Here is a 16,271-nt window from a genome sequence, read left to right as displayed (position 1 = left end):
ATAAATAAAATTAAAGCGCTGAAAGATCAAAAGAGCTTAAGACTAGTCTACGAGGAATTAAACTCGATTGTATTTGACAGCTTGGTAGTTAGCGTGGATTTGGACTTGGCGTGCGAATGCCCGCAATGGTCGCCTAGCGATTATAGAATTATGTTAAATGAAGCGACGGATGAAGTCGTTTTTGCCTGTATAAACTGCGAGAAGAAATTTTATCCGCATACTCTTACCGAGTGCCAATTAGATTGTAATCTTGCTATTCCTAAACGCGAATATTTTATCAATTAACTATTTCAATCATTTCTTTTATAGCTAACTTTTGGTAGCCAAGAAAGAAGCGGACGATAAGGGCTAAAATTATTTAACCCAGTCTAAATTTAACCCACTCCGGCGCATTAAATTTTACGATCGATTTGCGCTAGGGCACCCAGGCATCGCCAAGCCCGAGCGCCGCTTGCTATCAAAGCTTTAAACGCAAAAAGATCTAAAAGCTCAAAACTGTCCGAAAAGATCGTTCAGCGCCTCGCTAATGCTAGGATGCGTAAAAATTTGGTTTTTGAAAAAGTCTGCTTTTGCGCCCAGCGCCATGGCGATCGCCAGCTCATTAACGATCTCGTGCGCGTTTACGCAGTGAAGCGCCGCGCCTAAAATTTCGCCGCTAGCCGCGTCCACGACCGCTTTCATCATTCCCTCGTCGTGCGCTACGACTTTGGCGCCAGGCACCGCCGCCATCGAAAGCTTCAGCACCTTGATCTCGCGCCCGCTCTCTCTTGCCTGCCTCTCGCTAAGGCCGATGCGAGCTAGCGGCGTGCGGGTAAACAGCACGCTTGCATGCGGTGCGCGATTTTTCGTAGTGCGCGCGCCGTCTCCGAAAAGCGCGCTAAAAATGATCCTAAAATCATCCAGACTCGTGTAGGTAAACATCTCGCCGCCGCGCACGTCGCCTACCGCATAGATGCTCGCAGCCGAGCTTTGCAGATGCTCATTCGTGATGATATTGCCGTACACGTCCGTCTGCACCCCCGCAGCAGCCAAATTTAGCTCGCCAGTATTTGCGCGACGACCTAGGGCGTATAAAAACGCGTCCGCTAAGATCACCCTGCTCTCGCCCGCGAGGTTAAATTTTAGCTCCCCGCCCTTTAAACTCAAAAACTCGCAGCCCTCGATAATCTCTACGCCTTGGGCCTGCAGAGCGGATTTGACGCTGGCGGCCACGTCCTCATCCTCGTTTTTCATAAATTTCGATCGCATCAGCACGCTGACTTTAGAGCCAAACCCCGCAAACATCGAGGCAAACTCAAGCCCGATAAATCCGCCGCCGATGATTACTAGATGCTTCGGCAGGATCTTTAAATTTAAAATTTCTTCGCTGCTATAAGCGATCTGCGAGTTTACCTCAAAGCTCGGTTCAACCTCCCTCGAGCCCGTATTTATGACGATCGTTTCTGCTGAAATTTCACGCGTTTGTCCGTCAGGACTTAGCACGCGCACGGAATTCGCGCTCGTAAATGAGCCTTCGCCGTCGATTACGTCGATATTTGGGCTTCCCTTTAGCATGGCTAAATTTTTCGCCCTCAGCGCCTCTACGAGCTCGTCCTTTTTCTGCATACTCAGTACGAAATACTCTCCGAGCACGCTGAAATTTACGAAGCCTGCTTCCTTGCTCGCCGTAACTAGCCGCTTGGTCGGGATGCAGCCTACGTTGATGCAGGTGCCGCCGTACATCTGCGGCGAGCGCTCGATGAGAGCGACCTTTTTACCGAGCGCGGCAGATTTTACGGCAAGGGTTTTGCCCGCCTTGCCAAAGCCGATTACGATGATGTCATAATCCATTTTTTATCCTTTTGATCTAAAATTTCGCGGGATTATAAGAGGTTTTATTAAATTTAAAATCTGAGCGGCGCAAATTTAAAGGCGCAGGCAAGAGGCGCGAAATTTCGCGACGAAATTCTAACTGCGGCACGGAATTTAATACGGAAAATAAAAATTTCAGCCTAATCGTTTCAAAAATTTTGCATCAATAGAATAAAAATTTTAAGCGCGGGATACGTGGCATTTTATAGCGCTTGGTAACGGATAGAATCCAAGCTACAAAATCCAAGTCCCAAACCGCTCATAAAATTTAAAGTCGCGAAAGCGCGAAATTTGCGCCGTAAAATTCCGCCACTAGCGCTTTTTTACGCCGAGCAAAAACATATCGATGCGGTCCTTGATTAGCTCGCTCGCTTTGAAATTTAGCTTTTCGTCGAAAAATAGCAGCCTGCTAAAATGCGGCTCTCTAAGCAAAAAGCAAAAATATAGCGCTAGGCTTTTTGCCGTGCGTCCGGGCGCAAACTCGTCCGCATGCGCCGCCAAATACTCATCCAGCGCATTCGGCGAACCTAGCACGCCGCTTTTTAAAAAGATTTTTGGGCTCTCGCTAAGCGCGCCGTTAAAGCCGCTGAAAAGTATCAGTCGGTAGAATTTTATCGCCTCCGGAGCGAAAAGAAACTCCAGATAAATCCCTGCAAACTCTCGCAGATACTCACGCAATTTTAGGTCTTTATTGATTCGCATGCGCTCGTTCATTCGCTCGTCGAGCTTTTTGCTTTGCAGTTCGATGATGCGCAAAAATAGGCTTTCTTTGTTATCAAAATACTTATAAACCGACGATAGCGAGCCGCCGCTAAGCTCGATGATATCGCTTAAGCTCGTAGCCTCGTAGCCTTTGGCTAAAAACAGCTCCAGCGCCGCGTCTAAAATGAGCTTGCAGCGAATTTCGGATTTTTTATATTTAGGCGATTCGGGCATTTCGCCTCCTTTGAAATACTAAAATTTTTTGTAAGTGTATAAAAAATATACTTAATTAAGCAACATTATTGGGCTAAAATTTTAAAACCTCAGCAAAAAATAATTTTACGCGGCTTTTGCAAGCGAAGCGAAATTTTATATCTAGCGGGCGTAAGCGAGCGGAATTTATCGCGCGCCGGCTGCGGTAAAGCGGAATCTATCTTTGTAAACGAAGCGTTTAATGCCTATTTTAGGCAAATTTAGCAATAATTACCTAAAACGCTAAAAGGCATCTTTGTATGAAAAAAGTCTCGATCGGCGAAGCAGCCGAAATTTTAGGAATTTCAAAAGAAGCCGTCTACAACCGCATCCGCAGAAATTCCTTGCGCGCCGAGGAAAGCGGCGGCGTACGCTACGTGCTTTTAGATGATGAAATGCAACAAAGCGAGCCCACTTCGCAAAACTCTGCGAAAAGCCCGCGCACCAGTGGCACAGCTGGCACTCAAAGCTTCATCGACTATCTCATCAAAGAAATCTCCGAACTAAAGGGCAAAATCGAAGCACTGCAAAGCGATAAGGACAGGCTTCACAAAGAAAAAGAGGAAATTTTAATCGCTTCGAAAGATGAAATCAAGCTGATGTATAAAGAGCGCGACGAGAAGCTCAGATATTTTTTATCATTTTTCGACAAACCGCTGCTTTCGAGCAAAAGCCGCGAAGCCAAACCCTACGATGTCGAAATCAAAGAAAAAACCTTCGATCGTAGCGAATGGACGAGCCTTGCAAAATTCGTAAAATCGCTCAAGCGCAAAAAGCGCCCAAAAGCGCAAAGCCTAATCATCGAAAACATCGGCAAGAGCGAGTTTATCCGCGTCGAGGGAAACGAGCTTTTGATAAATCAAAGCCTAGATATAAAATCATTGAAAGGAAAAAAATGAAACTACGCAAAATCGCGGCATACGCGCTAGCAGGGGGCTTCGGTCTCGTTATGGCGGGCTCGCTAGCGGGCTGCGACGACAAGGAGCAGGAGCAAAACGTCCGCTTGCAAGAGGGCGCGCTCGTGCGGCTCGAAGAGATCGCGCCGGGAAAATATAAAATTTTAGAGGAATTTCCGAGCGAAAAGACCCAGATCATCTTAAAATCGCTCGACGGCACGGAGAGAATTTTAAGCGACGAGGAAACCAAAGCCCTTTTAGCCGAAGAAAACGCTAAAATCGACGCCGGCACTTCAAATTTGACGAACCAAAACGCGCAGCTTAGCAGCGGCGGCATGAGCCTGGGCGAAGCGATCTTGGCAAGCGCTGCGGGTGCCATCATCGGCTCGTGGATCGGCGGCAAGCTGTTTAACAACCCCGCCTATCAAAGCCAGCGCCAAACCGCCTACAAAAGCCCGAGCGCCTACTCCAGAAGCGTCGATAGCTTCAATCAAGCAAAGCAGCAAAACGCCAAGGCGCGAAGCGGCAAGAGCGGGTTTTTCGGCGGAAGCAAGAGCGGCAAGAGCGGCGGATTTTTCGGCGGCTAAGCGCGCTTTGAAACATACGGCGGCTCTGCGCGGCGAGTTTAAATTTTAACGCGCGACGCTTGAAAGCGAGCAAAATTCCATCGCAGCAGAATTTTAGCTAAAACGAAAGCGCGCTCCGTATGGCACGTTTTCGGTGAAATTCGATACGGCAAATTACATATCGCTCGGGGGACAATGTCCTACAGCTACGTTATCGCTAGAAAAAATTTTACGGCGTACGTAGCGGTTCGCAATCCTTACGCGGCGAGGTTGTCAAGATAAAATTCCGCGTCACTATGCGTATAGCAAGTTTGTAATTATTGCCGCGGCGATGTTATGACGAGGTGGAATTCGCGCCCGCTGCCGAGCGCATCGGATTGCATTTTTTACTGAGGCGTTGCCGCGGGGCGAAATTTTGATATGAAAGGTAGCGTCGTGCGATAAAATTTTATATTGCGACACGACGTTAAGGCGAGCGAGGCCGTGCTACGACGGGAGTTTTAATCACCGCATCCGCAATCGGAATTTCGTATCGCAGCGCTTCTTGCGACAAATTTTATATCGCCAAGCGGTGCTAAAGTGAGTAAATTTACCCGAGCGAAATCCAGGTCGCAGCATCGCGCGATTAAGTCGTGCCGCAGTTTTTGAGGAAGCCGAGGAGGGGCTACTTGCAAGTGTGTATTTCTTGTAAAAAAGGCGCCGCTCTGCAGCGGAGCAATGCACCGCTCGCCCGCCGAGCTCTGATTAACCGGTGCGCTTAGAGGTGCGAGATCGTAGCTCGCGTTTTATTCTGCTTCGCTGCGCTCGCAAGATACGCTGGCAGCGACTAGCGCTATATTTGTTTTGCACTGCGGGCGGAATTTTAAAATTTACATAAAAAGGAAAATCTATGCAACTAAAAAAGATAACGCCGTTAAGTAACGAATATCTCGAAAAGCTCGGCTTTTACTGGCACACGGACGCAGACGAGACCCCTTACGTCAGCGATGAGATCGTGCGCGTGAGCGCCGCGGAGGCGGATGCGTATTATGAAGCGGCGAACGAGCTATACGAGATGTTTGTCGCAGCCGCGCAGCATGTCATCGACAATAACCTCTTCCACGAGCTTGGCATCCCCTTCAATCTCGTCGATCTAATCAAGCAAAGCTGGGAAAACGAGGTGCACTGGCACCTATACGGGCGCTTCGATTTCGCGGGCGGGCTGGACGGCAAGCCGATCAAGCTGATAGAATTTAACGCCGACACGCCCACGGCGGTGTTTGAAACGGCGATCATCCAGTGGGCGATGCTGAAAGAAAACGGCATGGACGAGGCGAGCCAGTTCAACGACCTCTACGACGCACTGCGCGATAATTTTAAGCGGCTCGTGGTGCTTGACGGCGAACTTGAGGATTTTTCTAAATTTTACGAAGGGTGGAAAATTTTATTTAGCAGCGTCGCGGGCAACGTCGAGGATGAAAAGACGACGAAGCTTTTGCAGCAAACCGCGGAGGATGCGGGCTTTAAGACGCGCTTTGCCTACGTGGACGAGGTGGAATTTAACGACGAAGAGGGCGTGTTTTTTGACGGCGAAAACTACGAGTATTGGTTTAAGCTCATCCCTTGGGAGGCGATCGCGATCGAGGAGGGCGAGCTTGCGATACTGCTAAAAAACATCGTGCAAAATCAAAAGGCGATCATCCTAAACCCCGTATACACGCTACTTTTTCAAAGCAAAGGGATTATGAAAATCCTGTGGGATCTCTATCCGAACCACCCGCTGCTGCTGCAAAGCTCCTTTTCGCCGATCATCGGTAAAAAGATGATCAAAAAGCCGTTTTTGGCGCGCGAGGGAGCGAACGTGGCGATCTTCGACGCGGACGGCAAAAAGATAGAGGAAAACGGCGGCGAATACGGAAATCAGAAATTTTTATATCAGGAATTTTATGAGCTCAACAAAGACGAGCGCGCCCAGAACTACCAAGCGGGGGTATTTTTCGCCTATGAAGGCTGCGCGCTGGGCTTCCGCAAGGGCGGCGAGATACTCAATAATCTCTCAAAATTTGTAGGGCACTACATCGAGGATGCGCAGTAGCGGCGCGGCGAATTTTATAAAATTTGAGAAATTTTAGAGCGGCGACTCTTGGCGATAATTTTTGCGGTAAGGCCCTCGCCGCGGTAAAATTTGTGGCTCGGCGGCGGCGAAATTTAACGCTAAGAGACTACGGTAAAAATTTAATGTAGCGGCGCGACTAGAATTCTGCACGGATAAAATTTTGAGCAGATCAAATTCACGTGAACTAAAATTCCGCGTAGAGCAAGTTTTGCGCGAGTTAAATTTTAAAATTTAAATGCGAGCGGCGGCGATTAAATTTATCTCTCACTTCGGCACAAATTGAAATTTTAAATTTAGACGCAGATTTCAGCGGAAGTAAAATTTGCCGCTTGCTTCGGCGCGAAATTAGAATTTTAAAATTTAACGCTCCACGCGCCGCTGAGTTAAATTTCGCGAGAGCAGAATTCGAGATAGTTAAATTTTGCAATAGTAAAATTTCGCTAGAGCAAATTTACGCAATAGCTAAAATTTTGCCATTTAAGCGCTGCGCTCCGAATCGCGCAATGGAATTTAACGGCTAAATTTAACCGCGTGGCTGCGGCTTAAAATTTTAAAACGCAAAGGAGAAAATATGAAAATCGTATGTTTGGATGCCGCGACGCTAGGAGGCGATGCCGATCTTAGCGAGATCGCGAGCTTAGGCGAGTTTGAAAGCTACGAGATGACAGGGCCCGCGCAAACCGCGCAGCGCCTAGCTGGCGCCGATGTCGTCATAACCAACAAAGTCTTAATCACGGATCAGATCATGGCGCAAACCGCGCTTAAGCTGATCTGCGTCAGCGCCACTGGCACGAATAATATCGACATGCAGGCAGCGCAGGCTCGCGGCATCGCGGTGAAAAACGTGGCGGGCTATTCGACGAACAGCGTCGTGCAGCAGACCTTCGCGTCGCTGTTTGCGCTAACCAACGCGCTCGGATACTACGCAGACTACGGCAGCAGCGGCAAATGGTGCGAGAGCGAAATTTTTACCCACATTGACGCGCCGATCAGCGAAATTTACGGCAAAGAATTCGGCGTCATCGGACTTGGACAGATCGGCGAAAAGGTCGCCCGCATCGCCGCCGCGTTCGGCGCGAACGTGAGATACTACTCCACCGGCGGCGCGAACGATAACGGCGAGTTTGCCAGAGTGAGCCTGGACGCGCTTTTGAGGGCATGCGACATCGTCTCAATCCACGCTCCGCTAAATGAAAAAACGTCGGGATTAATCGGCGAGGCGGAGCTTGCAAAGATGAAAGAGGGGGCAATCTTGATGAATTTCGGCCGCGGCGGCATCGTAGATGAGGAGGCGCTGGCTCGCGCCGTGGACAAACGAGGCCTGCGCGTAGCGCTTGACGTGCTGCAAACAGAGCCGATGAGGGCGGATCATCCGCTGCTGCGCGTGAAAAATCGCCGCAACGTCATCATCACGCCCCACATCGCATGGGCGAGCATAGAGGCTCGCAAACGGCTAATAAAAATGATCGCGCAGAATATTAGGGATTTTATGAACGGCAAATAAGCGCGGTTGAAACGCCGAAGCAAATTTAACAAAATCAAGATGCGGCACAAGGTCCACAAAGACTCTGCACATAGTATTTCAAAGCGCTACACATAAAATTTTATTAACTGAAAAGAAGCGATACCGTTTCGGGTAAAATTTTAAATTTACGCCGCGGATAAGCTATCTCTCCGCTTTGAATTCGTAGATTTATCTTTTCTTATAAATTCTTTTTATACTCATCCAAAATCCCGTAACTATAAAAAATAACACTGAAATCGCCGCTACGCAAAATAAGAACTTACCCGCCTCGCCGAAGATATAGCCCGAATGCACGCTCAAAACGGCTTTATGTATAGCAAAAGGGCGCGGCATGGTACTTTTCGTATCATCATAGCGAGCATGCCGCAAGATGCCCTTTTTAACGTTTATACTCATCGTATTCATATGCTCTTCGCTCTTTTCGCCTTTATCGAAATAAAAGACCATAAAATTTTCTCCATCTTTTTGGGCGATGATGTTAAAGAATTCGTAGTTTTCACCGCGTTCACGCTTAAAAATATCAAATGCCGTCTGCAAATTTAAAATTTTATCTTCATCCTCAAGCGAAAATCCTCGCACTTCGGTAAAGCTCGTTTTTCTAAAAATTTCCTTTTCACCCAACGCTCTGTTGGTGATTTTGGCTATCCAATCATACGACCAATAAAGCCCGCTAGCGCTTATCGTAAGCAAAACGGGCAGCAGTAAAACTCCGACCGCGCCGTGCAAGCTATATAAAAAAGCATAACCTCTCGCTTTAAAATTTATCCTAAATGCGCGTAAAATCTTTCCTCTAAAGCTAGGATAATAGATCACTGCGCCTGAAATTAAGACCAAAATAAACATAACCGTGCTAAGCGCCACGATATTTTTGCCTATTACCCGCAGAGTTTCGTTTTTGCTTAACCCAAATCCCAGATTGGTATGTAGATTTAGCGCTACGCCGATAAACGTATCGCCTATGTTTTCCGAAGTAATTTCGCCGCTATAAGGATCTATAAAATATGATTTAAACTCGCCACTAGAATCTGTACCGGAAAGCCTAATCGCCTCATTTTTATTTTGAGGAATTCTATAATAACTGAGCGTAAAACCGGGCTTGACTTTTCTGAAAATATTTAAAATTTCGGCGGGTTCGAGGGCGTCTTTTCCGCTCGGACTCACGAAAGATTTGCTTTGATTTAACGCATCTATAATCTCATCATGATACGAGATAATAGCGCCGCTAAGGGCTACGATTAAGATCGGCACGCAGCATATAAGCGTCAAAACAAGGTGGACGTTGAACCAAAATTTTTTCCTTTTTAGAATCGCCATTAATTTCCTTAAATTTTAAATCCGCGGACGAAATTTATGCGCCGCGAATTTAAAAGTTCACGTTAAATCCAACCTGCGCCTTCATCCCGTCTACAACCATCATTTGATAATTTCCCGAGCGCGTTAGTACGAATTCGTTGAATATGTTATAAAGCGTAAAATTTAAACTTGCGTCTTTTGTGACTTTATAGCTCGCGCCCAGATCAAAAAGCGTGTATGAGCGGATATCCTCATCGTAGCTTAGGCTATCGCGCGTCCTACTATAATAATTTATTTGCGACCATAAGTTTAGCTTGGAGCTTACGTCGTAATCAAATCCTAGCTTTACCGAATGGATTGGAAAATTATTTAAGGTTTTACCCTTCTCGCTACCCGTTTTTTGCTCGGATTTCGTATAGGCGTAGTTTGCATGCAGCTTCAAATTATCTAAAATTTGATAATCGCTACTTAGCTCTAGACCCCTAACCTCGGCTTCTCCAATGTTTATAGTATCCCAAATTCCGCGTCTGTAAGTTTTGCCGTTATGTACGCAAGGATTTCCCGGTCTTGGACGGCAAATTAATTTAGTAGAAATTCCATCTTTGATTTCGGTATAAAACGCAGTAGCGCTAAAGTTAAATTTATCGTTATCGTCGTAAGAAAACCCGCCTTCGTAGCTTATGCTGCTTTCGGGCTTTAAAGAGCTTCTGCCTATCTGCGCTCCCTGGCCTCCTGCAAATGGCAGGGCAAGGCCCTCGCTACGCTGCTTAATATCCGGAGTTGAATATCCCGTCGAAACGCCGCCTTTAATAGAAAAACTTTCGTTTAAACGATAAACGGCATAAGCGCGCGGCGATATATGGCCGCCATAGTCCTTATCGCGGTTATATCTGATTCCGCCGGTTAGCGTTAAATCGTCAGTTAGATAAAAATCATCCTCGCCGTAGATCGAATAATCCCATCTTTTGACATTTGCCTCATCTGCGGTAGTAGCGGCTTCGTTTAATCTCTCGTTTCGGTATTGCACGCCCAAACTCAAAGCATTTGAATCGAAAAAATATGAGCCTTTAGAATTTAGCGTAGTCGTTCTAAGACGCAGATCCTGGGCGCCGCTTTCTTTCATGCTATCGTAATTTGCGTAGCTATCTATCATAAACTTATCGTATTTTCCCTGGTGAGACAGGCTTGCAGTGTAGCCTTTCATATCCTCTTTCGCAATATCGTTATTGCCTCCAGAGGTTGTTCGCGTACGCCCGTATGTACGCCTAAATTTATTATTTACTTTACGATAATCAAGCGTTACCTCATCATTTTGCGTTACGTTATACATCAGTTTTGCGCCCATATTCGTCTCTTCATTATTTCTATTCGCATAAGGCTCTTTATCCTCTATCTTTTCAAAAAATCTGCCGTAAAGTGCGATACCTAGCACGTCCGGGACGATAGCTCCGTTTAGATAAAAACCCGTTTGATAATCACCTTTTATTTGCGATTTTTTAGCGAAAGTATAGTATCCGTTTACATTGCCGCTAGGCTCATTTGAAAAGCCCTTGGTGATGATATTTATTACTCCGCCCATAGCGTCGCTGCCGTAAAGCGAGCTCATAGGACCGCGGATAACCTCTATACGCTCTATCACATTTGCGGGAGGCAAGAAATTCTGGCTACTGCCAATACTTCTTAATCCTTTATAAGCGCTATCGCTGGTCGCAGGCTTGCCGTCGATTAAAATTTTCGTATATTTTTGAGACAGACCTCTTAGGCTTATGCCTTTTCTCGATGCAGCGCCTAGCGTTGCGGTAAAGGCACTCGGTAAATCCTCTACCATCGCGGAGATATCTTGATAGTTGCGCTTTTGTATCTCTTTTTGCGTAAGAACGGAGATAGAAGCGGGTGCGTCTTGAATATTTTGCCGATAGCCCGTAGCACTGACTACGGTAATTTCACCCAAATTTACGCTTTTGTCCTGTTTTTCTATCTCACTCGATATCCCGGCTGTCGCTATAGCAGCAATCAGCGATAATTTATATATTACGTGCACAAACGCCCCTTTTCTTATTAAAATTTAAACTCATTTTACTATAATAAGATACGCATTATCAAGAAATACTAAACGGTAGAGGGAGTATTTTAAACGCTAAAGGGATAAGATGAGTAAAGAGATAAGTTTAGATGATTTTTTGCAAAAAATATCTAACGACATTGAGCCGTCCAAGCAATGTGGGTATAATAAAACCGAGCTTGAAAGCGAAAGTATAAAATTCGACTTTAGCTCTTTTTATACGGGCGGAGAGATAGGATATTATAGCAGCGATATAATTTGCAGAGATTTCCTTTTGCATCGCCACGAGCGAGGTAGCCGCTATTCATTTTTATTTTTCAATACGGGCGAAAATCCTATCTGCTTCAGATCGGATAAAGATCAATTCGTTTTGAATAAAGGTGAGTTTTGGCTCGGAACTATGCAAAGCAAATTGCGTGGCGTTCACGAGCTTGAAAATAAACACTATAAAAGCTCATGCATAGCGCTTAGCACCGCTTTTGCAAATGAGCTGGGAATTTTAAAAAATTTGAATTTAGATCAGGCCGTTTGTATGAAGAAATTTAAAACAAGCGCCGTGCAAAATATCATCCTTAAAGAAATCGAAAATGCCGCGATATACGACGGCAAAATGCGCGAAATTTTTATGGAAAGTAAAATTTTAGAGATGCTTTATAGAAGTTTTCATAAATTTAACGAGCCCAAAAATACGCTTAGTCTTGATGAAAATGACATAAAAATAGTCCAAAAAGCAAAGAAAATATTACTTGAAAATATGCAAAACCCACCTAGCATTAAGGAGCTCGCTCGTCTTTGTGCCACAAATGAATTTGCACTAAAAAGGGATTTTAAGGCATATTTTGGCACGACCATTTATGCAATGCTGACAAATGAGCGGCTTGGAGTTGCAAAAGAGCTATTAAGTCTAGATCAAATCAGCGTAAACGAAGCCGCTAAAATGGTCGGATACAATAATTTATCGCATTTTTCTAAAATTTTTAGGGCTAAATTTAATATACTGCCGACGCAACTGAAAAAGGATATAAAATTTTACTACTCGGATTAGAATTTCTTGCGATCAGCTATCTTTTATAAGCCACGCCCTTTCACAACCGCATATCAAAACATCGTAAAATTTTATATCGCAACCGGGATCCGTAAAAATACGGAATTTAAATTATAAATTGCCGCCGAAGCCTTGGCGGCAAAAGCAAGCTGCGATCAAATATCGCAGCTGCGCGTATGTTTGGACGCCCCAAAGGACGCCTTAAAATTTTAGATGCATCTAAATTTAAAACAGGCTATAAACCTCATCGAGCGTGAAGTGCTTTTTATCGATCTTGCCGCCGTAGTATGGCTTGATATCCTCGTCAAAAGCCTTATGGAAAAATTTCGCTTTATACATTTTTACCAGGCTGCTATTAACCGCATCAAGCAGCTCAGTATTACCTTTAGATAGGGCGACGGCGATATAATCTACCTTGCCAAGGTTGATGATTTTTGCATCAAGCGCGGCATCGTTTCTAGCGTATCCGAGTACGACCGTATTATCGTCGGCAAAGCCTATGCCCTCGCCAGACTTTAGCCTAGCGACGCACTCATTCGCGTCGGTACATGTCGCAATCTCATAGCCCGCGTTTTTGAAGTGCTCCTCGGCAGTTGTGCCTTTAACGCTTAGAATTTTTTTATGCGCGATCTGATCGATTCTTGAAATATTATCATCCTTACGGCTTAGCACGCCAATTTGCACTGAATAATACGGGTAAGAAAAATCGACTTTCTGAACGCGATCTTTTGTGACGGTAAGCTTGGATATGATGAGATCTACTTTATTTTGCTCTAGCGAGGGGACGCGATCTTTAGATGCTACGGCGATAAAGTCGATTTTGATCTTTTTATTGCCAAATAGATTTTTGACTAACTCATTTGCCAAGTCAACCTCAAAGCCCTTTAGTGTGCCGTTATCATCGAAGCTAAACGGAGGCTGTGAATCTTGCAAGCCTATGCGAATTTCGCCTGCTTGCTTGATATCTGCTAGGGAATTAGCGCAAAGCGCGCCAGCACCCAGCAAAATACTTAGTAGAATTTTTTTCATATTTTGTCCTTTGAATTAAAACATTTTATAAAGATCATCTAACAAGAAATATTTTTTCTCAGCCTTTCCCTTGTAAAAAGGATCGATGCTGTCGTTAAAAATTTTCTTGAAAAAGCCGTTTTTGCTGAGCTTGACAAGCCCGTCGTTTAAGGCGTTTAGCAAGTCATCGTTGCCTTTTTGCACCGCGATAGCTAAAAAGTCCGTCGTGCCTAAATTCTTTATATTTACCTCTACCTTGCGATCTACAACCGAATAACCCAAAACTACCATATTATCGTCTGCATAGCCGCTGTCGCGACCGGATTTTAGCGCTCGGAAACATTCACTAGAACTAGCGCATGAGATAACCTTAAATCCTTCCTTGTTAAAATAATCAAACGCCGTAGTGCCGGGCTCTGCTAAAATTTCTTTATCCTGCAGGTCGTTTATTGTCTTGATATTGTCATCGCTACGGGTTAGTACGCCGATATTTACGCTAAAGTAAGGGTTTGAAAAATCCACTAGTTTCTCGCGCTCTTTCGTAACCGTGATGGCTGCGATATCCAAATCGACCTTGTTATCTTGCACGGCTGTGATACGGTCGTTGCCTAGAGTTACAACATATTCGATTTTGCCGCCCTTATCGCCGAAAATTTCTTTCACGAGCTCTTCGATAAGCGAAATTTCAAAACCGCTGTATTTGCCGTCCTCGGAGACGCTAAGCGGCGGCAGTGAGCCGTCTATTCCGATACGAATGAGCCCTTTTTCTTTGATCTGCGCTAAAGAGTTAGCAAATAACGAACATAAAGCGATTAACAACGCAAATATAATCTTTTTCATAAAATTCCTTTAAATTTTACTAAAATTTGCCGGCGAATAGAATTCCATCCATTGCCACTTTAAATTAAAACAAGCTGTAAAGATCGTCCAGCAAGAAATACTTTTTATCAATGGTGCCTTTATAAAAAGGCTCAATACTCTCATCAAAAATTTTTGTAAAAAAACCCTTTTTACTTAGCTCAATTAGTCCCGCATTTACCGCGTTAAGCAGCTCTGTATTGCCCTTTTGCACCGCGATGGCCAGGAAGTCCGTCGAGCCTAAATTCTTGATATTTACTTCGACTTTGCGGTCGACTACGGCATAAGCAAATACAAGTAGATTATCATCGCCGTATCCGTCGCCCTTACCCGATTTTAGGTCATTAAAGCATTCATTCGCGCTCGCACACGGTACTACGTTATAGCCCTGTTTCGTAAAGTAATCAAACACAGTAGTGCCGGGCTGCGCCAGTATAGTCTTTCCGTTTAGATCGGAGACCTTTCTGATATTATCGTCACTACGAGTTAGCACGCCGATATTTACGCTAAAGTATGGATCGGAGAAATCTACCAGCTTCTCGCGCTCTTTCGTAACCGAGATGAGCGCGATATCTAAATCGACTCTGTTGTCCTGCACCGCTTTTATGCGGTCATCGCCTACCGTTACGACATATTGTATCTTGCTGCCTTTATCACCGAAAATTTCTTTAACAAGCCCTTCGATTAAGAGTATCTCAAACCCGCTATATCCGCCGTCTTTAGCGACGCTAAACGGCGGAGACGAACCATCTATACCGATGCGAATAACCCCTTTTTCTTTGATTTGAGTCAAAGTGTTGCTAAGAAGCGAACACACAGCCAACATTAACGCCAAGATTATCTTTTTCATAGCGTCCCCCTTTTTTTAAAATTACAGCAAGCTATAAAGATCGTCCAGCAAGAAATACTTTTTCTCTGCAGTTCCTTTGTAGTAAGGCTCGATAAAATTATCGAACGAATTTTTGAAAAAGCCCTCTTTGCTTAGCTTGATTAGCTCGCCGTTTAGAAAATCTAAAAGCTCCGAATTGCCCTTTTTCACGCCGATGGCTAAGAAATCCGAAGTGCCTAAATTTTTGATATTTACTTCAACCTTTTTATCTAATACCGGATAAGCCAGCACGACTAAGTTATCATCGGCATACCCGTCGCCCTGTCCAGCTTTTAGCGCCTTGTAGCAAGCGTTTGCGCTATCACATCTAGCGATATTATATCCCTGCTTTTCAAAGTATGTTTCAGCGGTACCGCCGCTAAGAACTAAAATAGTTTTATCTTGCAAATCGTTTAAGGATTTAATCTTATCTTCGATGCGGGTTAAAATGCCCATATTGACGCTAAAATACGGGGTCGTAAAATCGATCTGCTTCTCGCGCTCCGGAGTTACGGTAAGAGTTGCGATAATTGCGTCGACTTTATCTTCTTGTAGGAATTTTATACGCTGATTTGCAAGCACGGAGGTAAACTCCACCTTCCCGCCCGATGGAAGCATATCTTTAGCGATGGCATTTGCCATATCGACCTCAAAGCCCTGATGCACGCCGTCTTCTATCTTGCTAAACGGCGGTTGCGCGTCATAAACGCCTATTCTAAGCACTCCGCTACTTTTGATCTCGGAGAGCGACCTTGCGCAAAGCGCACTACTGGCCAAAGCTGCTACGAGCAGACTTAAGAGAAATTTCTTCATCCTTTTTCCTTTCTCATAAATAATTTCAAAACCATTGCCACGGCTACGGAAAACCTCAAAATCCCGCCCGAATGGCAAGCAGACATTAAATTCGCCCGCAGGCGAAAAGCAATTTTAGCTTTTTATATCTTTAATGATTATTAAATAGTAAGTAAAGTCGCCAAATAAATTCGCTTTTTCATTGTTTGCTTCGATTTTGTGCGAGTTTTTTAGAATTCTCATCCGCGTTCTAGCGGTAAATTTTAAAATTTTACAAAATTTTAAAGCTGCAGAATTGCGCGAGATATTTTATGAGCGTATTAAAGCTTGCGATGAAATTTTAAAATTTCGCTTTGGCGCAGATGCGGCGAAATTTAAAATTCTTAAATCCCTACGCCCGCTCGATAAATTGGAATTTTAAAATTTTTAGCAAACGTCGTATTTTAAAAGCAAGCAAA

Annotated in this window: 15 protein-coding genes; 7 read left to right on the top strand and 8 right to left on the bottom strand. The window is 44.7% G+C overall.

The window, feature by feature from the left end:
- The coding region (locus Q0236_RS09155; RefSeq protein WP_297917074.1) for a hypothetical protein at nucleotides 1-285 on the top strand (285 nt) is incomplete at its 5' end.
- 204 nt (nucleotides 286-489) lie between these two features.
- Here Q0236_RS09155 and Q0236_RS09150 read toward each other — a convergent pair.
- Complete coding sequence (locus Q0236_RS09150; RefSeq protein ID WP_297917072.1) at nucleotides 490-1,830, bottom strand: FAD-dependent oxidoreductase; 1,341 nt, start codon at nucleotides 1,828-1,830, stop codon at nucleotides 490-492.
- 333 nt (nucleotides 1,831-2,163) lie between these two features.
- Entirely contained in the window at nucleotides 2,164-2,787 is a 624-nt protein-coding gene (locus tag Q0236_RS09145; RefSeq protein ID WP_297880993.1) for a TetR/AcrR family transcriptional regulator, read from the bottom strand.
- A 278-nt stretch (nucleotides 2,788-3,065) separates the two neighbouring features.
- Here Q0236_RS09145 and Q0236_RS09140 point away from each other — a divergent pair, with 278 nt between their 5' ends.
- The 4 genes from Q0236_RS09140 (at nucleotide 3,066) to Q0236_RS09125 (ending at nucleotide 7,866) form a co-directional block, all read left to right on the top strand.
- On the top strand, nucleotides 3,066-3,704 hold the full coding sequence (locus Q0236_RS09140; RefSeq protein WP_297917070.1) for a helix-turn-helix domain-containing protein: 639 nt from the start codon (nucleotides 3,066-3,068) through the stop codon (nucleotides 3,702-3,704).
- Nucleotides 3,701-4,288: a UPF0323 family lipoprotein gene (locus Q0236_RS09135; protein ID WP_297897014.1), complete on the top strand. Its 588-nt coding sequence runs from the start codon at nucleotides 3,701-3,703 to the stop codon at nucleotides 4,286-4,288. The genes Q0236_RS09140 and Q0236_RS09135 overlap by 4 nt, the downstream gene beginning before the upstream one ends.
- A gap of 868 nt (nucleotides 4,289-5,156) precedes the next feature.
- Nucleotides 5,157-6,341 (top strand): glutathionylspermidine synthase family protein, encoded by a 1,185-nt coding sequence (locus Q0236_RS09130; protein ID WP_297917068.1) that lies wholly within the window; start codon nucleotides 5,157-5,159, stop codon nucleotides 6,339-6,341.
- A 592-nt stretch (nucleotides 6,342-6,933) separates the two neighbouring features.
- Nucleotides 6,934-7,866: a D-2-hydroxyacid dehydrogenase gene (locus Q0236_RS09125; protein WP_297917067.1), complete on the top strand. Its 933-nt coding sequence runs from the start codon at nucleotides 6,934-6,936 to the stop codon at nucleotides 7,864-7,866.
- 189 nt (nucleotides 7,867-8,055) lie between these two features.
- Here the strand turns inward: Q0236_RS09125 and Q0236_RS09120 are convergent, their stop codons facing one another.
- Together Q0236_RS09120 and Q0236_RS09115 are read right to left on the bottom strand one after the other, a co-directional pair.
- On the bottom strand, nucleotides 8,056-9,201 hold the full coding sequence (locus Q0236_RS09120) for a PepSY domain-containing protein (protein ID WP_297917065.1): 1,146 nt from the start codon (nucleotides 9,199-9,201) through the stop codon (nucleotides 8,056-8,058).
- 49 nt (nucleotides 9,202-9,250) lie between these two features.
- Nucleotides 9,251-11,131 carry a TonB-dependent receptor gene (locus Q0236_RS09115; protein WP_297917063.1) on the bottom strand — a complete coding sequence of 627 codons (1,881 nt, stop codon included), beginning with the start codon at nucleotides 11,129-11,131 and terminating at the stop codon, nucleotides 9,251-9,253.
- A gap of 199 nt (nucleotides 11,132-11,330) precedes the next feature.
- Between Q0236_RS09115 and Q0236_RS09110 the strand changes: the two genes are divergently transcribed.
- The gene (locus tag Q0236_RS09110) at nucleotides 11,331-12,287 is read left to right on the top strand and encodes an AraC family transcriptional regulator (protein WP_297917061.1); all 957 of its coding nucleotides are present in this window, start codon (nucleotides 11,331-11,333) and stop codon (nucleotides 12,285-12,287) included.
- Nucleotides 12,288-12,512: 225 nt separating this feature from the next.
- On the opposite strand, the gene Q0236_RS09105 is transcribed toward Q0236_RS09110, so the two are convergent.
- The 4 genes from Q0236_RS09105 to Q0236_RS09090 form a co-directional block, all read right to left on the bottom strand.
- Nucleotides 12,513-13,316 (bottom strand): transporter substrate-binding domain-containing protein, encoded by an 804-nt coding sequence (locus tag Q0236_RS09105; protein ID WP_297917059.1) that lies wholly within the window; start codon nucleotides 13,314-13,316, stop codon nucleotides 12,513-12,515.
- A gap of 15 nt (nucleotides 13,317-13,331) precedes the next feature.
- Nucleotides 13,332-14,135 (bottom strand): transporter substrate-binding domain-containing protein, encoded by an 804-nt coding sequence (locus Q0236_RS09100; protein WP_297917057.1) that lies wholly within the window; start codon nucleotides 14,133-14,135, stop codon nucleotides 13,332-13,334.
- A 64-nt stretch (nucleotides 14,136-14,199) separates the two neighbouring features.
- Nucleotides 14,200-15,003: a transporter substrate-binding domain-containing protein gene (locus tag Q0236_RS09095; protein WP_005872858.1), complete on the bottom strand. Its 804-nt coding sequence runs from the start codon at nucleotides 15,001-15,003 to the stop codon at nucleotides 14,200-14,202.
- A gap of 21 nt (nucleotides 15,004-15,024) precedes the next feature.
- Complete coding sequence (locus Q0236_RS09090) at nucleotides 15,025-15,834, bottom strand: transporter substrate-binding domain-containing protein (protein ID WP_297917055.1); 810 nt, start codon at nucleotides 15,832-15,834, stop codon at nucleotides 15,025-15,027.
- A 181-nt stretch (nucleotides 15,835-16,015) separates the two neighbouring features.
- Between Q0236_RS09090 and Q0236_RS09085 the strand changes: the two genes are divergently transcribed.
- Nucleotides 16,016-16,234: a hypothetical protein gene (locus Q0236_RS09085; RefSeq protein WP_297917053.1), complete on the top strand. Its 219-nt coding sequence runs from the start codon at nucleotides 16,016-16,018 to the stop codon at nucleotides 16,232-16,234.
- The last annotated feature ends 37 nt before the right edge of the window (nucleotides 16,235-16,271 follow it).

Origin of the sequence: uncultured Campylobacter sp., from assembly GCF_938031315.1 — a bacterium.
GTDB lineage: Bacteria > Campylobacterota > Campylobacteria > Campylobacterales > Campylobacteraceae > Campylobacter_B.
The sequence above is the reverse complement of the archived record's forward strand: the minus strand, read 5'-3'. Positions and strand labels throughout refer to the sequence as shown.